Raw genomic sequence first — 22222 nt, 5'->3', positions numbered from 1 at the left:
TCTGCTTCCGGTCCCGTTCCGGCCGCTGGGATGGAGAATCGGGCCGGGCACATCCCTTATGCTCCGGTAGAGCATAAGGGGTCAAGCCGACAAGCGGCGGTTCATCCGGCTTGCCCCGCTTCCGTCCCCGCCGTACCCTCGCGCCGGGAAGGGCTGCCCGCTCTGGGCCTGAGATTGGGAGCTTGTCACCATGGATAGAGATAATCGCCGGATCGGGCGGTTGATTGCCGCAGGGCTGCTGTTGTTGCCTTCCGTGCCGGCGCTGGCCGAACATCTGCCGGCCCCGGCCGCGCAATATCAGGCCCGCCAGACGCTGACCATCAATGGCGCCGTCCTGGAAGCGGTGGTCCACCATGATCATGGCAAGGAGCGCCGCGAAAGCCGGGTTGATGGCTTGAACAATCTGCTGATCGTGCGCCCGGACCAGCAGAAGGCCATCGTCATCCAGCCGGAAAGCCGGATGGCCATGCAGATCGACATCACCGATCCGGAAGTGGGGGTGGTACCGGCCGCCCTGGCCGGGCTGGAGGCCAAGCCGCAGGGGGCGGAGACGCTGGCCGGCGAAAAGGTAACGCGCTACCGGGTGCAGGACAGTTTCCCGCAAGGGGGGGCCTTTGATGGCACCGTCTGGTCCACGCCCGACGGCATCTATATGCGGATCGAAGGCAAGGTGAGCGATGCTGCCGGGCCGATCGACATGGCGATGCGCCTGTCCGACATCAAACGCGGGCCGCAGGATGCCGCCTTGTTTACCCCGCCGCCCGGCTTGCGGATGATGGAGATGGAGCCGGAGGCGGGGCGGGTACCGCCCGCCTTTCAGGAGGAGAAGAAGTGAGGATGTTGCGCATTCTGGGCGCCTTGTTCGCCTTCCTGCTGTCCCCCCTGGTGCCGTCGCTGGCGCGGGCGGAACCCTTGCCGGAGGGTGAATATCTCCAGTCCCTGGATGCGGCGGGCTGGAAGGCCACGCCCGGTGGCGTGCGTTACCGGGTGGTGGAGGCGGGCCCCGGCAAGGGCAGGGGCCCGCTGCTGACCGATTATGCCACCCTGCATTATCGCGGCAGCCTGCTGAACGGCACCGTGGTTGACGATACGGCCAAAGGGCGCAAGCCCGTTCGCCTGCAGTTGACACGGGTGATTGCTGGCTGGAAGGAGGTATTGCCCCTGATGCATGTCGGCGATAAGTGGGAAATCGCCGTGCCGGCCAACCTGGGCTATGGCGTGCGTGGATCATCCACCGGCAAGGTGCCGCCCAACGCCACCTTGCTGTTCACCATAGAATTGCTGGGGCTGGAAGCGCCGAAGCTGAGCAGCGAAATCGGCGGCGGCGGTTGACGCCCGGGGGGATGCGGGTGCGGCGGCAAGGGGGATGGTTCTGCGCCGTCTTCCGTGCTACGCCCGTGCGCAGTTGATGTCTTTCCCCGTTGTCGCCGGAACGGAGCCGTCGCCCACATGTCCGTCCTGTCCAAGCCCGCCCTTCTTGCTGCTGCCCTGCTGGTCTTGCAGGCTCTGCCCGTCGCCGCCCAGCAGCCGACGCCGCCGGCTGGCGGTGATGCAGCGCTGACCCTGCCGCGTATCGATCCGCAGAAGCAATATCTGATTGAAAATGCCAAGAAGCCCGGCTGGCGGACCACCCCCAGCGGTCTGCAGTTCCGCGTCATGAAGCAGGCGGTGGGCAATGCGCCCCGCCCGGCCCTGACGGATGAAGTAACCGTGCATTATCGCGGGGTGTTGATCGACGGTACCGTGTTTGACAGTTCCTATACCCGGGGGCGCCCGGCTTCCTTCCCGCTGTCGGGCCTGATTCGCGGCTGGCAGGAAGCCATCCCGATGATGAAGGTGGGGGAGACCTGGGAACTGGCGGTCCCGTCGGAGCTGGGCTATGGCGCGCGGGGGCAGCCGGGCAGCATCCCTGGCGGATCCACCTTGCTGTTCACCATCGAATTGCTGGGTACGCGCAAGCCGGATAATACCAATCTGCTGCTGAACCCGAACATGATTCGGTAAAGCGGCGGCTTACAGTAAATCGCGCAGCCGGTACCAGGTCATGGCCAGGACCAGGGCCGGCATCCGCAGAGCCTGACCACCGGGGAAGGGGCGGTGTGGGATGCGGGCGAAAATATCAAACCGTTCGGCCTGAGTGCCGATGGCTTCCGCAATCACCCGGCTGGCCATGGCCGTCAGCGCCACGCCATGGCCGCTATAGCCATGGGCGAAATAGGTGGTGGGGCTGAGCCGGCCTAGATGGGGCAGGCGGTTCATGGTGATGGCGACATGGCCGCCCCAGAGATAATCGATCCCCAGATCGGCCAGTTGCGGAAAATACTGCAACATGGTGCGGCGCAGGCTCTGTTTCAGGCCCGGCGCATCAAAGCCGGAATAGCTCACACCACCACCGAACAGGAAGCGGTGGTCGGGTGAGCGGCGGTAATAATTCAGGGCGAAATTGATATCGGCCACGGCGATGCCGTTGGGAATCAGCGCTTCCGCCCTGGCCGGGTCCATTGGCGCGGTGCCGATGATATAGGTGCCGGCGGGCATGATCCGGCTGCTGGCGGCCCCGGCCAGCCCGCCCAGATAGGCATTGCCGGCCAGCACCAGATAGCGGGCGGAAACCTTGCCGGTGGCGGTGGTGGCGAAGGGCTGGTCGCCGGTCTCCACACGCACCACCCGGCTATCCTCATGGATGCGCACGCCCAGGCTTTCAGCGGCGCGGGCCAGCCCCAGCGCATAGTTCAACGGGTGCAACTGGCCGGACCCGGCATCATACAGGCCGCCGAGATAGGCTTTGGTTGCCACCATCTCACGCATTTCCGCCTGGCCCACCAGGCGGGATTGGCCATAGCCCAGCCCTTCCAGTTCCGCCTGATGCTCCGCCAGCGCAGTGATATGCCGCGGTTTCAAGGCCGCCAGCAGATAGCCCCATTTCAGATCACAATCGATCTGGTGCTGTTCCACCAGATCGGCCAGCATCTGCTTGGCTTCCTCCGACATGTCCCAAAGCCGCCGGGCATCGGCCTTGCCCACCAGCTGTTCGATCTCGGCAATGGATTTGTTATAGCCGGTGACGATCTGGCCGCCATTACGCCCCGATGCGCCCCAGCCAACCTTCGCGGCCTCCAGCACCACCACGGACAGGCCGCGTTGCGCCAGTTCAATGGCCGTTACCAGCCCCGTATAGCCGGCACCAACAATGCAGACATCCGCTGCCGTGTCCCCCACCAGCATCGGGCGGGTGGGGGCGGGATGGGCGGTGTCGGCGTACCAGGACGGGGCATGGTGCATGATCGGTTCCGGCTCGGTTCCTCATGGGCAGCGGCAGCATAACACCGCAAGCCGTTGAGAAGCCATGTTCAGCGGGCCTATCCGTTGACGAGCGCGCTGACCTTGCCCAGCAGACCCGATGCGGTGCCGGCACTTGACTCCACCAACAGCACAACGCTGCGCAAACCCGTACCGGCGGGGAAGCTTGCCTGCAGCGGTCCCACCCCGGCTGCGGATTTTTCCGCCACCAGCCGCCCATCGACCCAAAGCTCAGCGCGGCCGCCGACCTGTTCGAAACGCAGCAGCCCGCCTTCGGCCGCCATCCGTTTCCAGGGCTGGAAGCGGGTGCGATAGACGCGCCAGCCGGGTTGGGATTCCGTCGGCGTGGCCGTGCCGGGCCGCAGGAAAGCCCAGCTGTTATTGTCCCCATCAGCCGGGGCTAGAGTAGGGGCGGGTTTTTCCGCCAGCAGGGGGGAGCGTCGCCACTCCTCCAGCGCCAGACGGGGTGGGGTGACCGGTACCTGCGGGCGGGGGGATGCGGCCAGCCGCTCAATGGAAAGCCTAGCCGGTTTCAGCCCATCGGCCTCCGCCAGCAGCGTGATGCGCCCCTTGCCCTGATCGGCCCGGATGATGATCTGGGCCAGACCGTTGAACAGGGAGCGGCTGTTGCCCTGCTCCGGCTCATGGCTGTTGGGGTCACCATTGCCGACGCCGATGACGCTGGCACCTTCCACCTGAAAACGCGTCATCAGGTTGGCCGTGGGGACGTGGCGGCCCTTGGCGTCCACCGCATCAATGGTGATCGGCTGTGCCTCCTCCCCATCGCCGGCCATGCTTGTCCAGGCTGGCGTCAGGCGCAGGGCCACGGGGGCACCGGCTGTCTCATGCATCGTGGAAGCGACGGGTTTGCCAGCGCGTAAAGCCACGGCCTCAATCCGGCCCGGAGCATAGGGGACATCCCATTCATTGCCCATGAAGCGGTCGGCCTTCTGCCGCCCGATTTCCCGCCCGTTCAGTTTCAGGATGACCTCGTCAGCATTGCTGCTGATGAAGAGCTTCACTGTCTGGCCCTCTCGGCCGGACCAGGTCCAATGCGGGGCCATGAAGATGACGGGGCGGTCATCAATCCAATGGGCGGCATGGATGCCAAAGGCGGTTTTGGGAAAACCGCAGAGGTCCAGAATGCCGAAGAAACTGGCAATGCTGGGCCAGACATGCGGGGTGGGCTCCCCGTGGTAATCGAAACCGGTCCAGACGAAGCCGCCGGCGATGAAGGGGCGCTCGGCGATATTCTTCCAGCTCTGCCGGTGGGTGTTGCCCCAGCTCGTCACCTCTGTGTCGTAGGAGGTGATGATGTTGCGGGAGGGATCGGTGTGGAAGGCGCCGCGCGTCTGATAGGCGCTGGTATCTTCCGAACTGGTGATGGGTTTGGTCGGGTTCAGGGCATGAAACCGGTCATAATGTTCCTGATAATAGTTGAACCCCATGACATCGACGACGGTGGAGACATTCACCGGATCGTAGAAGGAACCATTCATCGCCGCCGTCACCGGCCGGCTGTCATCCAGCCGTTTCACCGCCGCCACCATGCGGCGCACCATCTCCACCCCCGACTCGGTGCCCTGCATCGGCTCCTCATTGAAGACCGACCAGAGGATGACGCAAGGATGATTACGGTCGCGCCGCACCAGCCATTCCAGCTGGGCCAGATAGTCGGGGGCGGGGTTGAACAGCCGGTTCTCATCCATCACCAGGAAGCCCAGCCGGTCACACCAATCCAGCATTTCGGCATTGGGTGCATTGTGCGACATGCGGATGGCGTTGCAGCCCATGGCCTTCAGCCGCTCCAGCCGCCAGAGGATCAGGCTGTCCGGTACAGCGACACCGACTCCGGCATGATCCTGATGCAGGCAGACGCCTTTCAGCTTCACCGGTTGGTCATTGAGAAAGAACCCCTGATCGGCGTCAAAGCGGATGCTGCGGAAGCCGATGAAGCAGGTGCGCTCATCGGTCACGACACCTTCGCGCAACACCCGTACCCGCACCGCGTAGAGAACGGGGTCTTCCACCGACCAGAGGCGGACCGACCCCGGATCAAGCGCCAAGGCAATCTCCGCCCGGTCCAGCACGGGTACTGTCACGCTTCTCTGTGCCGTGGCGATGTCACGGCCATCGGGGGCCAGCAGGGTGGTTTCCACCGTCACCGTTACCGGGGCCGCCTGAATATTGGCGAGCGTAGCGGTGACTGGTACCTGCCACCGCCCATCCGTGCCGCGACGGGGATCGCAGTGAATGCCATCGCTGATGATGGCCACCGGGGCGCGGCGGACCAGCCAGGCATGGCGGTACAGCCCGGCCCCTTCATACCACCAGCCCTCCATCGCGTTGGCATCAACACGAATGGCGATGACATTCAGCTCATCACCAAACCGGGCAAATGGGGTGAGGTCGATGTAGACACTGTTATAACCAGACCAATTATGGGCCACGATGCTGCCATTGACCCAAATGGTCGCATGGGTGGCGATGGCGCCGAAATGGAGTTCAATGGTCTTGCCGCGATCGGCCGGGTCCAGCCGCAGGGTGCGGCGATACCAGCCGATGCCACGCGGCCGGTAACCCTGAGAAATGTTAGCGTTCTCAACAAAAGGCTGCTCCGATGCCCAGTCATGGGGCAGCAGCACCGGCTGCCAATCGCTGTCATCATAGCCGGGGGCAGCTGCCCCGCCAGCATTGCCGGCCTTCACTGAAAGATATGTCGCGTGATGTCCCACGGGAACGGGTGTGGGAATGTCTCCTTCATGGAAACGCCAGCCCTGATCCAGCCGGCTGCGGAACGGATCGGTCTCTGGCAGCTGCGGGCAGGGGGCATCCAGCGGTGGCGGCAGGGGAAAGCCATCACCGGGCACCGCTTTGGCCCCGAAGGCCACCCCCGGCAACCAGCTTTTCACCGCCAGTGCGGTGCCGATACCGGCAGTGCCGAGCAAAATCTGGCGACGGTCCATGGCGCAGGCTCCATCGAAGGGCGCGTCATGGCGCGCCGGGTGTTTGGTTTGTGCGGGGAAAGGAATGATGGCGCGCAGAAAGGGCGGCAGCCATGCCGGCTGTTCCGGCAGAACGGGCGGTCAGACAGTGGCCGCCCCGGAGAAGAACGTCAAATGTCGCTCAATTCCGCAACAAAATCATAGGCATCGCCGCGGTAATAGGAGCGGGTAAATTCCGCCGCGCGGCCATCGCGCAGAAAGGCGCGGCGCTCGATCAGCAGGCCGGCATGACCGGCATCCACACCCAGCATCTTGGCATGGTCACCCAGGAAGGGCACGGCGCGCAGCCGCTGCAGCGCCCGCACCGGGCGGCTGCCGGCCTTTTCCAGGGCAGCATAAAGGCTACTGCCCACGGCATCGGCTGACGGCAGGCAATAGCCGGCGATGGTGGAGAATTCCAGCGCCATCGGCACATCATCGGCGTAGCGGATACGGGCAAAGCGGAATACGGGCGCACCGGGGGAGAGGCCCAATGCCATGGCCTCTTCCGGATTGACCTGTCCGGGGCCCTTGGAAATCCAGCTGCTGCTGGCCCGGCGCCCGCGTGCCGCCATATCTTCGGAGAAAGAGGAAAGCTTGGAGAAGCTTTTTTCCACCCGGCCGGCGACAAAGGTGCCCGCACCCCGCCGACGGGTCAGCAAGCCTTCCTCCACCAACCCGGCAATCGCCTTGCGTACGGTGATGCGGGAAACATCATATTCCACCGCCAGATCGCGTTCCGGCGGAATGGCATCTCCCTGGTTCAACACATTGCCGCTGATCGCATCGCGGATCAGCTGCTGAAGCTGAATGTATAAAGGGGAGTGGTTATCCGCCCGGAAGCGTCCCACCAAATCCGAAAACGCCATTACGCCTCCCTGGCGGCGATCTTGCGCCGCACCCAATAGCGTCAGAAATATATCATGCTTAACAGCAGGGCAACCGGTATGGACCAAGGTCTATATTGGTGTTCGGCATGAGCGCCCTGCCGCAATGTGGAATTGTCCGGGTGCCTCGCCGAAGGCGGCCTGCATACCATGTTATTTGAGGCGCCTATTCACCTGAAAATGTTATGTGCTTTTGCGGCTTTGGGTTGCTGCTGGAAAGTGATTGTTACGAGTTGGTATTAAGGAGGGGAAGGACACTGTGGCAAGATTTACACGGTCGTAAAAGACTCTGCCGCCGTCACCGTTGGCTCCTTGGTGTTAGTAGAAGAATTTCTTAAGGTAATCAAACGCTTGCCCATATTTCATGCGATCGTCACGAAATTTTAAAAGAGGTAGCATGTTTGGTATGAATTGGTTATGTTCGTTTTAGCGCTAACAGTGTTCGGCCTAGCCGACAAAAAATGTGTGGAATGGTGCCTGCCGGATGGCGGGTGTGCTGCCTGGCGGCGCTCTTGGCCGGGGGCATCTTTTCAACAGGGGGAAGACAATGAAATTGCGGCACTTGATTCTGGTTTCCACTGCTTTGGCGGGTTTGGCTTGTGGCGTTCAGGCCCAGGCGCAGGAAACTGCTGGTGGCGAAACGCTCGAAGAAATTATTGTTACCGGTATTCGTGGCAGCCTGCGTCAGGCCATTGAGGTCAAGCGTCAGGCCAATTCCGTGGTTGACGTCATTTCCGCTGAAGATGTGGGCAAGTTCCCGGATCGTAACGTGGCGGAATCGCTGTCCCACATCCCCGGCGTCTCCATCGATCGTCGCTTCGGTGAGGGTGAAAAGGTCGCCATCCATGGTACCGACCCGGCCCTGAACCGGATGTTGCTGGATGGTCACGCCCTGGCTTCGGCCGACTGGGGTGGTAACGACAACGACCCGTCCAGCCGTACCTTCAACTATTCTCTGCTGGCGCCGGAACTGGTGGACCGTCTTGAGGTCTACAAGTCGCCGGAAGCCCAGATCGAAGAAGGTTCGATTGGCGGTACCGTCATCGTCCGCACCCGCAAGCCGCTGGACATGGACTCCGGTTCCATGTTCGCCTCGGCCGGCTATTCCTATAATGATCGTGCGGAGAAGGGCAATGGCCGCGCCTCCGGTCTGATCAGCTGGAAGAACGACGACGAAACCTTCGGTATCCTCGGCGCCGTCACCTATGATCGTCAGAACCTGACCCGCGGTGGTGTCGAGTTCTTCGGTTATGACAATGTCAATGGCGGTAGCAGCCCGTTCCTGACCACCAATGCGGCTGGTCAGCGCGTGCTGAAGAACCCGAACGCCAAGATCACCGGCGGCAGCGTCGCCGACCTGGACAAGGCCGTTTCACCGTTCGGCATCAATTATGCCTATTTCCAGCAGGTGCGTGAGCGTACCAGCGTTTCCAGCACCGCCCAGTGGCGTCCGTCGGAAGAGATCACGCTGACCGCCAGCGGTCTGCATATCGACGGTAATTACAACAACTACAGCCAGTCCATGTACACCATTCCGGGTGCCTGGACCGGTGACAAGCTGCTGTCCGCCACCGTCAATAACGGTGTCGTTACGGCCGCTTCATTCGACCCGGCCAGCAGCCAGAGCGCCCAGCTGGACACCCTGGTTCGTCGCACCAAGCTGAAGACCGACAGCTTCAATCTGGAAGGTGAGTGGGAAGGCAGCAGCGGCGCCAAGGTGAAGCTGAGTGGCGGCTGGAGCAAGGCCACCGGTGGCCGCGATCCGGAATATCTGTTCAACGTCCAGACCAAGCTGGGCTTTGACTATGCGTTCACGGATGATAGCGCGACGGTCAACTTCAAGGGTGATCCGACCAATCCGGCCAATTACTTCACCAACCCGAACAACAACAAGCAGACGTTCGAAGGCAAGCCGATGATCGTCAACGGCGTTCAGTTGAACGCCGCGCAGATTGGCGGGCTGGATTACAGCAAGACCACCGATCGTGACATCTATGGCGGTGTCGATACCGAAATCCCGCTGGAATTCGGTCCCTTCACCAAGCTGCTGTTCGGTGGCCGTATCACCGAGCATGTCAACCGCGTCGATGCGGCTGGCCTGAACACCTATCTGTCCACCTCCAAGCTGGCCTCCCAGCTGGGTGTTGAAACCCTGGTTACCCCGGATGGTGTGTTCGACGGCAGCGGCGGCAGCGGCAATGCCACCAAGTACCTGAACCTGCCGCGTGAAGCCGTCATCAAGATCCTGGCCGACAGCATCAATTTCGACCTGGGTCGCAAGATTGGCGCTTCCAACCGCGTGCAGGAAAATGTGGCGGCTGGCTACACCCAGCTGAATTTCGAGAAGGGTAACATCCGCGGTAACATCGGTGGCCGTCTGGTTTACACCCGCGACGTCTCTGATTTCGCGCTGACCAGCAACGACAACCCGGTCCCGCAGGTCCAGTCGGTCGAAACCGATTATCTGAAGTTCCTGCCGAACTTCAACATCGCCTATGAGTTCGAAGAGAACGTCATTCTGCGCGGTGCTGTGGCCAAGGTGATTTCCCGTCCGCGTTACGGCGAATTGGCTGGCTCGTTCTCCCAGAACGATGTCACCAAGGATGCTGGCGGTGGCAACCCCAATCTGAAGCCCTATGAGTCGGTGAACTACGAAATCTCGGCCGAGTGGTATCCGAAGCGCGGCACGCTGATTTCGTTGGAACTGTTCCGTCGTGAAATTGACAACTACATCCTGAACAGCAAGCAGACGAATGTCCGTCTGTTCAATGGTCTGAATCAGCGTTTTGAGGATGGTTACACGGTCAACCGCCCGATCAATGCCGGTTCTGCAAAGGTGAACGGTGTCCTGATCGCCGGCCAGAGTGAAATCTGGAATGGCTTTGGTATCCAGGCCAACTACACCTATGCTGACAGCTCCACGGACTCCAGCGATGCCCTGGGCGAGCTGAACCTGCCGTACCTGTCCAAGCATACCGTGTCGGTGATCCCGTACTATGAGGATGGTCCGTTCCAGGCTCGCCTCAGCTACAATTACCGTTCGTCCTACTTCCGCACCATCGGTCGCCTGAACTCGCGCGACATGGTGGCGCCGTATACCCAGCTGGACTTCTCGGCCGGTTACCAGATCACCGATGCGATCTCGCTGACTGTGAATGCCCAGAACCTGCTGGACGAAACCTACATCCAGTATAACGGCACCCGTGACCGTCCGACCGCCTTCTACAAGAATGGCCGGACCTACGCGGCGTCCATCTCTTACCGCATGTAATTCCTCCCAGCGCCTCCTTTCCCTTTGGGGAAAGGAGGCCTTTCCCATGGGGCCCGGCTGTCAGGACCGGGCCCCATGGGAATTTTTTTATCTGCACATCGCATGGTCTTGAATGCACAGGCGCGGTTACCGATATCGCGCCTGTGCATTCGCATGTCTGCGTCTTGGCAACAGGGATGCTGTGGATTTTTTTGGTCATTCGCGCATATCAGGCATAGACGTGGCGCGCAGCCTTTGGCACCATACCTTTATGATAACAATGCGGTCATTTAAGACCGTTTGATGTCGCGTTTCCGCTAAGAGGCTCAAGGTTTGCGCGGATTTGGCAGTTTCCGAAGCAGAGCCCTCTATAATACCAATACAGAACCAGTGAGGCATGGATGAAACGAGCTGCATTGAGCATATCAATCGGGCTGGCGACGCTGTTCGCCTCCACCGCGATAGCGCAAACATTACCGCCGCTCGTGCCCATGCCGCAGAAGGTAGCCGCTGCCACCGGCAGCTTCACGGTTTCGGATGGGGCAACCATTGGTCTGCCGGCGGGGGATGCCGGTGCGACGGCGGCGGCGCGGCTGCTGGCGGCGCATGTGAAGGTCGAACGCGGCCTGTCCTTGGCGGCGGCTGGCACGGCCGGTGCCATCACCCTGGTGCGCGATCCCGCTGTTCCCGGTGACGAAGCCTATAAGCTGTCGGTGGATGCCACGGGTATCCGGGTCACCGCCTCTGGCGACCGGGGCCTGATCTATGGCGCCATGACGGTGGCGCAGTTGCTGAGCCCTGATCACAATTTTGGCAAGCCGGTGACGGTGCCAGCCCTGTCCATTGAGGATGCGCCGCGTTTTGGCTGGCGCGGTCTGATGGTGGATGTGGCCCGCCACTTCCAGCCGATCGAATTCCTCTACGGCATCGTCGATCAGATGGTGTCGGTGAAGCTGAACACCCTGCATATTCACCTGACCGATGATCAGGGCTGGCGCTTTGAGGTGAAGCAATATCCCAAGCTGACCGAGCTTGGTGCCTGGCGTCAGGGCCCCAGCACGGGCGGCCCGGCCCCGACCGAAAAGGTCGGCGGCTATTACACCCAGGAACAGTTGAAGGCGCTGGTCGCCTATGCCGCCGAACGCGGCATCACCATCGTGCCGGAAATTGATCTGCCGGGCCATGCCCAGGCGCTGGTCGCGGCATATCCGGAAATCGGCGTGTTTGGGGATCGCCCGGTTGTGTCGCATGATTGGGGTATCAACCCTTATCTGTTGAATTCCAATGAGAAGGGAATGCAGTTCATCAAGAATGTGCTGGATGAACTGATTTCCGTCTTCCCCGGCACTTTCGTCCATCTGGGCGGTGACGAGGCAGTGAAGGACCAGTGGGAACGCTCCCCGGAAATCCAGGCCCAGATCAAGGCTTTGGGCCTGCGGGATGAAAATCATCTGCAAACCTGGGTGATCGACGAGCTGGGCGCCTATCTGGCGCAGAAGGGCCGCCGCCTGATCGGTTGGGATGAGATTCTGGAAGGCGGTCTGCCGCCATCTGCTTCCGTCATGTCCTGGCGGGGGGAGAAGGGGGCGGTTGCCGCCGCCAATGCCGGCCATGATGTGGTGTTGAGCCCGGCCCCGACGCTGTATCTGGACAGCCTGCAGAGCGACCGTGCGGATGAGCCGCCGGGTCGCCTGTCGATCCAGACCCTGGCCGATGTCTACAAGTACGACCCGATGCCCGTTGGCATCGATGCGGAAAAGGCCAAGCATGTGCTGGGCGCCCAGGCCAATGCCTGGAGCGAGTATCTGGCCACCCCCTATCAGGTGCAGCATGTAATTTTCCCGCGTGCGGCGGCGGTGGCGGAAATCGTCTGGTCCGATAAGGGCAAGCGCGATTTCACCAGCTTCCTGGACCGGGTGCGCCCGCAGATGCAGCGCTGGGAGCGTTCCGGCATCCATGTGGCCGACAGCGCCTTTGCCGTGGATTTCAAGCTGGATGGCACGCGCGGCCAGGCCCTGCGTGACAATAAGGTGAAGGTCAACCTGACTACCCAGGCCGGTTACGGCACCATCCGCTATACGCTGGATGGCAAGGAACCGACAGCCAAGTCCAAGACGTTCAAGGAGACGCTGACGGTCAAGCCCGGCACCACCATCCGCGCCGTTGCCTTTGACAAGCAGGGTCAGCCCACGGCCGCCCCGCGCAGCTTTGACACGACGCGGGAAGCGCTGCTGACCCGCAGCGCGTCGGACATGGTGGCCTGCCCGCGCGGTGCGCTGGGCCTGCGTGTGCCGGCAACCTCTGGCGCCAGGGAGAATGCGCCGGCCTATAACGTCAATATCTTCGATACCTGCACCGCCTATCCGGCCGCCCCGCTGGATGTCGCCAAGAGCTTCACTGTGGAGGTGGCGCGGCTGGCCCGTCACTATGGTCTGGCGCATGAGGAAAAGGCGCTGCGGCATCATTATGCCGTCACCACCCATGGGGAACTGGTGATCAGCGCCAACTGCATTGCCGCCGCCAAGAGCGAGGGCAAGCTGAAGCCGACGGTGGTGGCCACTTTCCCGCTGCCCGATCCCAACACCGCCCCCACCCGCTTCAGCTTCAGCGGCAGCCTGCCGAAGCTGGAAGGGGATGCCGACATGTGCTTCCAGTTTACCTCTTCGCTGCTGGACCCGTTCTATACGGTGCATAGCGTGACGCTGAAGGAGAAGGCCCAATGAAGATCCGTGCCGCTCTCCTCTCCGTCCTGCTGCTGACCACTTCCGCGCTGGCAGCGCCGAAGGATGTCGTCTCCCTGAATGGTGAATGGCAGGTTCGTATCGATCCGGCCGATGCGGATGCGGCCAAGGCCCATCCCAAGGAATCCAAATGGTTCAAGTCCCTGGTGCCCGGTTCGGTGCAGCAGGATCTGATCAGTGCCGGCCGCGTGCCCGACCCGTTCAAGGGGATTAACGAGGCGCCGATCCAGTGGGCCGGCATGACCAACTGGCAGTTCCGCCGCACCCTCCAGGTGACGCCCGCCATGCTGGCGCGCGACAATCTGGAACTGGTGTTTGACGGGCTGGATACGTTTGCCAGCGTCAGCGTCAATGGCAAGGCGCTGCTCTCCACCGATAACGCCCATCGCCGCTGGCGGGTGGATGTGAAACAGGCGCTGAAGGCGGGGGAGAATGAGATCATCGTCTCCATCGCCTCGCCCATCCGCACGCTGCAGCCCAAGGTGCTGGCCGAAGCCAACCCGCTGCCCGGCGAATATGACAGCCCCTATGGTGATGAGCCGAAGGGCAAGCAGACCAGCCCCTATATCCGCAAGCCGAAATATCAATATGGCTGGGATTGGGGCCCGCGTCTGGTCAATATCGGCGTCTGGCAGCCGGTCAATCTGGAAGTCTGGGATGACGCCCGCGTCGATACGCTGCTGGTGCATCAAGAAGCGCTGAACGATGCGGAGGCGCGGCTGCTGGCCCGCTACCGCGTTGTTGCCGACAAGGAAACCACGGTGACGCTGACCACCAGTATCACCGCGCCCGACGGCACGGTGCAGAAGGTGGAACGCACGGCCAAGGTGGCCGCTGGCGTGAATGAGGTGACGGTTCCGCTGACCATTGAGAAGCCGCAGCGCTGGTGGCCGGTGGGCTATGGCGCGCAGCCGCTTTACAAGGTTTCCGGCCATTTGGGTGACGGGCAGGGGGCCGCCGACACGGTGGAACGCCGCATCGGCCTGCGCACCAGCGAACTGGTGCGCGACAAGGGCAGCTTTGGTTTCAAGATCAACGGCATGGTGATCTTCGCCAAGGGCTCCAACCTGATCCCGTTTGATAATTTCCCGGCCCGTGTTTCAGAAGCCCAGATGCGCGACGTGCTGACCAGCGCGCGTGATGCCAACATGAACATGATCCGCGTCTGGGGCGGCGGCTATTACCTGCATGATGCCTTCTACGCCATGGCGGATGAGATGGGCATCATGGTCTGGCAGGACTTCATGTTCGGCGGGGCCGTTACCCCGCCGGATGCGGAATTCCGCCACAGCGTGAAGGCGGAAGCGGAAGAGCAGGTGGAACGCCTGCAATCCCACCCCTCCATCGTCGTCTGGGCCGGCAATAACGAGGTTCTGTCGGGCTGGGAAAACTGGTCTGACCGCAAGGCCTTCAAGAAGAAGGTGGGACCGGATGAGCAGGAGCGGGTCGGCGTCGGCATGGCCGTACTGTTCGACCGCGTGCTGCGCGATGCGGTATTGACCCGCTCGCCGGGCATCCCCTATTGGCCGGGTTCCCCCTCCACCGATTATGAAGGGCCGACCGATACGGACAAGGATGGCGACCGCCATTTCTGGGATGTCTGGTCCGGGTCCAAGCCGGTGGAAAAGTATCTGGAATCCTGCCCGCGCTTCATGTCGGAATATGGGTTCCAGTCCATGCCCGACATGGCGACCATCCGGGACTTCGCCGGCAAAGGTGATCTGGCTATCGACAGCCCGGTGCTGAAGGCGCACCAGAAGTTCCTGGCCGGGGAGGGCAATGACCGCCTGAAGCTTTATATGGATCAGCGTCTGCGCCCGGCGAAGGATTTCGCCGACTTGGTCTATCTGACCCAGGTGAACCAGGCCCAGGCCATTGATATGGCCGCCCGCCATCACCGCGCCTGCCGCCCGGTGACGCTGGGTTCGCTCTATTGGCAGATCAATGATACCTGGCCGGCCATTTCCTGGGCCAGCATGGATTATTACGGTCGCTGGAAGCTGCTGCATTACGCCGCCCGCCGCTTCTTCGCGCCGCAGGCCATCGTGGCCCAGCACCGCGACGGCGCGACCGTGGTTTCCGTCGTCTCTGACGCCACCCAGCCGATCACCGGCCAATGGCGTATCCGTTCCTTCGACATGGCAGGGAAGGTTATCGGCAACCGGGAAGAAGCCGTGACCATGTTGCCGCTCAGCGCCACCCAGGTCGCCAGCATCCCGGATGCCGATCTGTTCCATGGTGCCGATGCCAAGGCCAGCTATGCCGTGGCGGAACTACTGTTGGATGGCAAGCCCGTGTCCCGCACCATTGTGGAACGCGCGTTGCCAAAGGACATGGCCTATCCCGCCCCCGGCCTGAAGGCCGAATGGGACGGTAAAAAGGTGACGATCACCGCCACGGCCCTGGCCCGCGCGGTGATGCTGGATTTCGGCGCCACCGCCGCCCAGCCGTCCGACGATGGGTTTGACCTGTTGCCGGGTGAGAGCATCACCGTTGATGTCCGTTCCGATGCCACCGCCGCCGCGCTGAAGCGCGCCTTGACCCTTCGTACCCTGGGACCGCAATAACATGTTCCGTCGTTTATTGCTGCTTGCCGCCACCGCGCTGTCCACCAGCGCGGTTGCCGCCCCCGTGGATGATACGGTCGCCAAGGCCATCGCCACGATGACGCTGGAAGAAAAGGCCGCCCAACTGCAGAACACGGCCCCCGCCAATCCGAAGGTGGGCATTCCCGCCTTCGACTGGTGGAATGAGGGGCTGCATGGTCTGGCCCGCAACGGCTATGCCACCGTGTTTCCGCAGGCCATCGGTCTGGCGGCTACCTGGGATGCGGAACTGCTGGGTAAGGTCGGTGATGTGGTCGCCACCGAGACGCGGGCCAAGTTCAATACCAAGCCCGCCAACGCTGATCGCCGCATCTTTGAAGGGCTGACCATCTGGTCGCCCAATATCAACATTTTCCGCGATCCGCGCTGGGGTCGGGGGCAGGAAACCTATGGCGAAGACCCGCATCTGACGGGCACGCTTGGGGTGGCTTTTGTGAAGGGGCTGCAGGGCCCGGACCCGAGCCAGCCCAAGGTGATTGCCACGCCGAAGCATCTTGCCGTGCATAGCGGACCGGAGGCCGGGCGCGACAGTTTTGATGTGGACCCCAGCCCGCAGGATCTGGAGTCCACATATCTGCCCGCCTTCCGCCAGACCATTATGGAGGGGCATGCGCAGTCGGTAATGTGCGCCTATAACTCCATCCATGGCGTGCCGGTCTGTGCCCTGCCGTCGCTGATGGTCGATCGGGTGCGCAAAGATTGGGGCTTCAAGGGCTTTACCGTGTCCGACTGTGATGCGGTGGCCAATGTCCATATGTTCCACCATTACCGGCTGGATGCGGTAGGTGCCGCCGCCGCCAGCCTGAAGGGCGGGACGGACCTGAATTGTGGCAATACCTATGCGGCACTGCCGGAGGCGGTGAAGCGCGGTCTGGTCACTGAAGCGGAGATCGACACTTCCCTGGCCCGCGCGCTGGAAGGCCGCCGCATGCTGGGCACTGCCTTTGGTGCCAGCAGCAAATGGGCCAGCATCAAGCCCGATCAGGTGAACACGCCTGAACACCGCGCCCTGGCGCTGGAAGCGGCGCGCAAGGCCATCGTGCTGCTGAAAAACGATAACGCCATCCTGCCGTTGAAGCAGGGGACGCGCATCGCTGTGATCGGCCCGAATGCCGACGACTTGGGCGTGCTGGAAGCCAGTTACAAGGGGGCGGCCCTGAACCCGGTGACGCCGCTGGATGGCCTGCGCCACCAGTTCGGTCCGCAGAATGTGACCTATGCCCAGGGTTCCGTGTTGGTGGATGGTGCCGCCGTCACCATGCCGGAAACTGCCTTCACGGCGGATGGCAAGCCGGGCCTGAAGGCGGAATATTTCGCCACCTCCACCGTCACCGGCAACCCGGTGGCGACGCGCCAGGATCGTCGGGTTGATTTCAACTTTGCCCGTACATCCCCTCTGCCGCAACTGGACCCGAAGTCGTTTGCTGCCCGCTGGACCGGCCAGTTCGTGCCGCCGGGCGCTGGTCGCTATGTGCTGGCCATCGACATGCCCGCCTGCTGGAAGGACTGCACCCGCCATGACGAGGTGCGGTTGTGGATTGATGGCAAGCCGGTACACCAAGGTTTGCTGGGCAAGCAGCGGGTGGAAATCCCCTATACCAGCGACGGCAAGCCGGTCGATTTCCGGCTGGAGCTGGACCATTACGGGGAGGATGAGGGGCTGCGCATGATGTGGCAGGCCCCCGATCAGCCCCTTTTTCAGCAGGCGCTGGCGGCGACCGCGAATGCCGATGTCATCGTTGCCATGGTCGGCCTGACCGCCGATCTGGAGGGCGAGGCCCTGCAGGTGACGGTGCCGGGCTTTGTCGGCGGCGACCGCACGGAAATCGAACTGCCGCTGATCCAGCGCCGGCTGTTGCAGGCCCTGCGCGATACGGGCAAGCCGGTTGTGGTGGTGCTGACAAGCGGTAGTGCCGTTACCATTGATCCGGCCATGGCTGATGCCATGCTGGCCGCCTGGTATCCGGGCGAAGAAGGTGGCACGGCCATTGCCGAAACGCTGGTGGGTTTGAACAACCCCTCGGGCCGGCTGCCGGTGACAATCTATCAGAAGACCAGCGACCTGCCGGCCTTTGTCGATTATGGCATGAAGGAGCGGACTTATCGCTTCTTCTCCGGCACGCCGCTCTATGGCTTCGGCCATGGCCTGTCTTATACCAGCTTCAGCTATGACCGGATCAAGGCGAAGGCTGTCGATATCAAGTCCGATGTCAAGGTAACCGCCCGCGTGCGCAACAGCGGCAAGCTGGCCGGTGATGAAGTGGTGCAGGCCTATGTGGTTCCGCCCGCCGCTAAGGGCCCCCGGACCATGACCACGCCTGTCTTGCAGCGCGAGTTGGTTGCCTTTACCCGCACCAGCCTGAAGCCGGGTAAGGACGCGGAAATCAACTTCAGTCTTGATCCGCGCAGCCTGTCCATTGTCGCCCGCGACGGCACCCGTACGGTGCAGCCGGGCACCTACAAGCTGTGGATCGGTGGTGGCCAGCCGGGCACCGCGCCCGGCGTCTGGACTGAGTTCACCCTGCAGGGCGAAGCCTGGGAGCTGCCGAAATGATCGACCGTCGCACGTTTATCACCACCGGTGTTGCTGCCGGTGCCGCGCTGATGGCCACCCCGGCCTTCGCCCGAACGGAGGGTGGTTTCACCAGCCATCGCCCCGCCAAGGGTGACCGCCATTTCACCAGCGAGGCGGTGGAGGCGGAGATCAAGCGCGTCTCTGCCAAGATCGCGGATCCCAAGCTGCGTTGGATGTTTGCCAACTGCTATCCCAACACCCTGGATACCACGGTGAAAATGGGCATGGTGGATGGCAAGCTGGACAGCTTTGTCATCACCGGTGACATCCCTTGCCTCTGGCTGCGGGATTCTGCGGCGCAGGTGAAGCCGTATTTGCATCTGGTGCGGCAGGATAAGGAGTTGCAGCGCCTGTTCCAGGGGCTGATCGGGCGGCAGGCCCGATCTGTGCTGATCGATCCCTATGCCAATGCCTTCATGGAAGACCCGTCGGCCCCGACCAACCTGAAATGGTCGTTGCAGGACCAGACGGAAATGAAGCCCGGCGTGGCCGAACGGAAATGGGAGATCGACAGCCTCTGCTATTTCCTGCGCCTCTCCTATGGCTATTGGAAGGAGATGGGGGACAAGAGCCCCTATGACGCCACCTGGGTGCAGGCCGCCAAGGCCGTTATCCGCACCTTCCGCGAACAGCAGCGCAAGGATGGGAAGGGGCCTTACCGCTTCCTGCGGGCCAGCAATCGCCCCACCGAAACCCTGATGCTGGATGGTTATGGTGCGCCGTCGCGGCCGGTGGGGATGATCCATTGCGGCTTCCGCCCATCGGACGATTCTTGCGTTTATCCTTTCTTCATCCCGGCCAATTTCTTTGCCGTGACCACGCTGCGCGAACTGGCGGTGGTCGCCAGCGAGGCGGTGGGCGACGCCAACCTAGCCAATGATGCCAAGGCATTGGCGGATGAGGTGGAGATCGCCATACGTCAGTACGGCAAGACCCGCCTGCTGGATGGCAGCGAGGTCTGGGCCTATGAGGTGGACGGGTTCGGCAATGCCCTGTTCATGGATGATGCCAACACGCCGTCGCTGTCGTCGCTGGCCTATCTGGGCTGTGTCGATTATGCCGATCCGCTGTGGCGGCGCACCCGCGATGCCTGCTGGAGCGAGAACAACCCCTATTTCTCCAAGGGTAAGGCGGTGGAGGGCATCGGTGGCCCGCATGTCGGCTTAGGCCAGGTCTGGCCCATGTCGCTGACCATGCGGGCGCTGTCTTCCAACGACGATGCCACCATCCGCACCTGCCTGAAGATGCTGCGCGACAGTGATGCCGATACCGGCTTCATGCATGAGGCGGTGGATCATGATGATCCGTCGAAATTCACCCGCGACTGGTTCGCTTGGGCCAATGGGCTGTTCGGGGAGATGATTGTGCATCTGGCCGATACTCGCCCGCAAATCCTGAAGGAGGTGCTGTGATGGGGATTAGCCGCCGCCAGCTTCTGATTTCCAGCGCGCTCGGTGGGGCCATGCTGGGCCTGGGTCTGCCGCGCGGGCGGGCCTGGGCTGCCACGCCGGCCACCGCCCCCAACCTGTTCATCGGCACCGGCGGGGATGGGCACACCTATCCCGGCCCCAGCCTGCCGTTTGGCATGGTGCAACTGGGGCCGGATACGGATGTGGAGCGCTGGGATACCTGTTCCGGCTATCACCGCACCGATACGTCCATCCTGGGTTTCTCCCACACCCATCTGTCGGGCACCGGCATCGGCGACATGCTGGATGTGCTGGTGGTGCCAACGGCCGGCGACAAGGTGCAACTCACCCCCGGCACCATGGCCGACCCGGATGCCGGCTACCGCCAGCGCTTCAAGGATGAGGTGGCGGAGCCCGGCTACTATGCCGTGACGCTGGAAAGCGGTGTGCGCGCCGAACTGACGGTGACGGCGCGCACCGGCTATCACCGCTATCAGTTCCCCACAGGGCCCGGTCATCTGCTGATCGACCTGTCCCACCTGATCCTGGACAAGACCGACCATCCGCCGCTGATCCAGGATGCGGGCATGGAACTGGCCGCCGATGGCACGCTGATGGGGCACCGCACGGTGAACCGCTGGGCCAAGGGGCGGCGCATCTATTTCGCCATGCAGTTTTCCCGGTCGCCCGACCGCGTGAGTTTCTATGCCGATGATGACGCTGCCCAGCCCGCTGGCTCCACCAAGGTGGAAGGGCGTCGCCTGAAGGCGCTGGTGCAGTTCAAGGAAGCGGGCGGGGAGCCAATCCTGGTCCGCTGCGGTATTTCCGGGGTGGATCGGGAAGGGGCTCTGGGCAACCTGAAGGCAGAAGCGACGCACTGGGATTTCGATGCCGTGCGCCGGGCGGCGGCGGGTGTGTGGGCCGATACGCTGGGCACCATCCAGGTGGAAGGTGGCAGCGAAGACCAGCGCACCATCATGACCACGGCGCTTTACCATGCACAACTGGCACCAACCCTGTTCTCTGACGCCGACGGGCGCTATCTGGGCATGGATGGCAAGGTGCATCATGTGCCGGTGGGTGGGGCGGCGCACAGCACATGGTCGCTGTGGGACACCTATCGCGCCGTGCATCCGCTGTTCACCCTGCTGGCACCGGAAAAGACCAAGCAACTGGTCGACGACCTGATCCGGCAATCGGCCCAGTCACCCTATGGGCCGCTGGTCTGGCAGTTGCAGGCCAAGGAAACGGGCACCATGATCGGCTGGCACGGCGTGGTGCCGCTGGCCGAGGCACAGGCCAAGGGGATTGAGGCGGATTACGCCGCTGCTTGGCCCGCCATCCGCCGTCGCAGCTTCGATTTCAAGGCACCGGACAAGGATAACAGCCTTGGCCGCGACCTTTATGACAAGCTGGGTTACGTGCCGGCGGACAAGGTGTTTGAAAGCGTCAGCCGTACCCAGGAATATGCCTATGATGATTGGGCCAGTTCCAGGATTGCCCGCGCCATCGGTGAGACGGGGGATGCTCAGCGCCTGACCCGCCGGTCGGCCAACTGGGCCAATATTATCGACCCGACCATCGGCTTCGCCCGTCCGCGCTTTGCCGATGGTTCCTGGTGGGAACCCTATGATCCCATCCAGTTGGGCCATATGCCCAAGCCCTGGTGGCGGGATTATACGGAGGCCAATGGCTGGCAGGCCACCTTCCTGAACCAGCATGATATTTACGGCATGATCAAGCATATGGGCGGCGATCAAGCCTATGAGGCCAAGCTGGACGCGCTGTTCAACGCGCCTTCCACCCTGCCGGATAACGCACCGCCCGATATTGCCGGGCTGGTCGGCCAGTATGCCCATGGCAACGAGCCAGACCAGCACGCGCCCTATCTCTATGCCTATGTCGGCGCACCCTGGAAGACCCAGGCCATGGTGCGGCGGCTGTGTGCGGAGATGTATCACAACGCGCCCAAGGGCATTATCGGCAATGATGATTGCGGCCAGATGAGCGCTTGGTTCGTCTTCTCCGCGTTGGGCTTCTATCCGGTTGATCCGGTGGAGGCCGTCTATGTCTTCGGCTCGCCCTTGTTTGAACGTGCTGCGGTGAAGGTGGGCAATGGCCGCACGCTGGTGGTGGAAGCCCCCGGCAACAGCGCCGATACGCCCTATATCAGCGCTGTGGAATGGAACGGCCAGCCCTGGAGCAAAAGCTGGATCGCGCATAAGGATCTGGTGCAGGGCGGTACGCTGCGTTTCACCATGTCCAAGGAACCCAACCGTACCTTCGGCGCCAAGATCGCCGACCGTCCGCCCTCCTTTGGGCGCAGCGCCAGCCAGAGCTGAGGCCATGGGCATGGGCTTCGGCCCATGCCCATGGCGGCCGGCGACTGCCGGCCCGCGCCACGTGGCGCGTAAGCCAAGGGCGCGCAAGCGCCCGCCCGGCGATTGAGGGAACATGAAGCGGCATTGGA

General features: G+C 62.6%; 12 protein-coding genes. 9 read left to right on the top strand and 3 right to left on the bottom strand.

Features of this window, described 5'->3' with window-relative positions; genetic code table 11:
• Window positions 1–190 precede the first annotated feature (190 nt).
• From GE253_RS09040 to GE253_RS09030, 3 genes are all read left to right on the top strand, one after another.
• Window positions 191–835 (top strand): hypothetical protein, encoded by a 645-nt coding sequence (locus GE253_RS09040; protein ID WP_153203791.1) that lies wholly within the window; start codon window positions 191–193, stop codon window positions 833–835.
• A gap of 2 nt (window positions 836–837) precedes the next feature.
• Complete coding sequence (locus GE253_RS09035) at window positions 838–1332, top strand: FKBP-type peptidyl-prolyl cis-trans isomerase (protein ID WP_153203790.1); 495 nt, start codon at window positions 838–840, stop codon at window positions 1330–1332.
• Between the two features lie 117 nt (window positions 1333–1449).
• Window positions 1450–2004 carry an FKBP-type peptidyl-prolyl cis-trans isomerase gene (locus tag GE253_RS09030; protein ID WP_153203789.1) on the top strand — a complete coding sequence of 185 codons (555 nt, stop codon included), beginning with the start codon at window positions 1450–1452 and terminating at the stop codon, window positions 2002–2004.
• 9 nt (window positions 2005–2013) lie between these two features.
• Here GE253_RS09030 and GE253_RS09025 read toward each other — a convergent pair whose 3' ends face one another.
• The 3 genes from GE253_RS09025 to GE253_RS09015 all read right to left on the bottom strand — a co-directional run bounded on the left by GE253_RS09025 (window position 2014) and on the right by GE253_RS09015 (window position 7153).
• Window positions 2014–3282: an FAD-binding oxidoreductase gene (locus tag GE253_RS09025; protein WP_153203788.1), complete on the bottom strand. Its 1269-nt coding sequence runs from the start codon at window positions 3280–3282 to the stop codon at window positions 2014–2016.
• Between the two features lie 77 nt (window positions 3283–3359).
• On the bottom strand, window positions 3360–6266 hold the full coding sequence (galA, locus tag GE253_RS09020) for a beta-galactosidase GalA (protein ID WP_153203787.1): 2907 nt from the start codon (window positions 6264–6266) through the stop codon (window positions 3360–3362).
• Window positions 6267–6415: 149 nt separating this feature from the next.
• A complete protein-coding gene (locus tag GE253_RS09015; protein WP_153203786.1) occupies window positions 6416–7153 on the bottom strand; it encodes a GntR family transcriptional regulator in 738 nt (245 codons plus the stop codon).
• 565 nt (window positions 7154–7718) lie between these two features.
• Here GE253_RS09015 and GE253_RS09010 point away from each other — a divergent pair.
• From GE253_RS09010 to GE253_RS08985, 6 genes are all read left to right on the top strand, one after another.
• On the top strand, window positions 7719–10442 hold the full coding sequence (locus tag GE253_RS09010) for a TonB-dependent receptor (RefSeq protein ID WP_153203785.1): 2724 nt from the start codon (window positions 7719–7721) through the stop codon (window positions 10440–10442).
• A 395-nt stretch (window positions 10443–10837) separates the two neighbouring features.
• Window positions 10838–13144 carry a family 20 glycosylhydrolase gene (locus tag GE253_RS09005; RefSeq protein ID WP_211101403.1) on the top strand — a complete coding sequence of 769 codons (2307 nt, stop codon included), beginning with the start codon at window positions 10838–10840 and terminating at the stop codon, window positions 13142–13144.
• Complete coding sequence (locus tag GE253_RS09000) at window positions 13141–15729, top strand: glycoside hydrolase family 2 protein (RefSeq protein WP_153203783.1); 2589 nt, start codon at window positions 13141–13143, stop codon at window positions 15727–15729. The genes GE253_RS09005 and GE253_RS09000 overlap by 4 nt, the downstream gene beginning before the upstream one ends.
• A gap of 1 nt (window position 15730) precedes the next feature.
• Window positions 15731–18322 carry a glycoside hydrolase family 3 C-terminal domain-containing protein gene (locus GE253_RS08995; protein ID WP_153203782.1) on the top strand — a complete coding sequence of 864 codons (2592 nt, stop codon included), beginning with the start codon at window positions 15731–15733 and terminating at the stop codon, window positions 18320–18322.
• Window positions 18319–19755: a glycoside hydrolase family 125 protein gene (locus GE253_RS08990; protein ID WP_153203781.1), complete on the top strand. Its 1437-nt coding sequence runs from the start codon at window positions 18319–18321 to the stop codon at window positions 19753–19755. Before GE253_RS08995 ends, GE253_RS08990 begins: the two co-directional genes overlap by 4 nt.
• On the top strand, window positions 19755–22094 hold the full coding sequence (locus GE253_RS08985) for a GH92 family glycosyl hydrolase (protein ID WP_153203780.1): 2340 nt from the start codon (window positions 19755–19757) through the stop codon (window positions 22092–22094). The genes GE253_RS08990 and GE253_RS08985 overlap by 1 nt, the downstream gene beginning before the upstream one ends.
• Window positions 22095–22222: the final 128 nt, after the last annotated feature.

The sequence above is a fragment of the Niveispirillum sp. SYP-B3756 genome (genome assembly GCF_009495745.1).
Classification (GTDB): Bacteria; Pseudomonadota; Alphaproteobacteria; order Azospirillales; family Azospirillaceae; genus Niveispirillum.
Note: the sequence above shows the minus strand (reverse complement) of the source record. Positions and strands in the feature narration are given on the sequence as shown.

Bases quoted from the DNA above. Each gene is read 5' to 3' on its own strand.
- GE253_RS08995 (WP_153203782.1), top strand. From the start codon at position 15,731: ATGTTCCGTCGTTTATTGCTGCTTGCCGCCACCGCGCTGTCCACCAGC.
- GE253_RS09040 (WP_153203791.1), top strand. From the start codon at position 191: ATGGATAGAGATAATCGCCGGATCGGGCGGTTGATTGCCGCAGGGCTG.
- GE253_RS09015 (WP_153203786.1), bottom strand. From the start codon at position 7,153: ATGGCGTTTTCGGATTTGGTGGGACGCTTCCGGGCGGATAACCACTCC.
- GE253_RS08985 (WP_153203780.1), top strand. From the start codon at position 19,755: ATGGGGATTAGCCGCCGCCAGCTTCTGATTTCCAGCGCGCTCGGTGGG.
- GE253_RS09010 (WP_153203785.1), top strand. From the start codon at position 7,719: ATGAAATTGCGGCACTTGATTCTGGTTTCCACTGCTTTGGCGGGTTTG.
- GE253_RS08990 (WP_153203781.1), top strand. From the start codon at position 18,319: ATGATCGACCGTCGCACGTTTATCACCACCGGTGTTGCTGCCGGTGCC.
- galA (WP_153203787.1), bottom strand. From the start codon at position 6,266: ATGGACCGTCGCCAGATTTTGCTCGGCACTGCCGGTATCGGCACCGCA.
- GE253_RS09030 (WP_153203789.1), top strand. From the start codon at position 1,450: ATGTCCGTCCTGTCCAAGCCCGCCCTTCTTGCTGCTGCCCTGCTGGTC.
- GE253_RS09035 (WP_153203790.1), top strand. From the start codon at position 838: ATGTTGCGCATTCTGGGCGCCTTGTTCGCCTTCCTGCTGTCCCCCCTG.
- GE253_RS09025 (WP_153203788.1), bottom strand. From the start codon at position 3,282: ATGCACCATGCCCCGTCCTGGTACGCCGACACCGCCCATCCCGCCCCC.
- GE253_RS09000 (WP_153203783.1), top strand. From the start codon at position 13,141: ATGAAGATCCGTGCCGCTCTCCTCTCCGTCCTGCTGCTGACCACTTCC.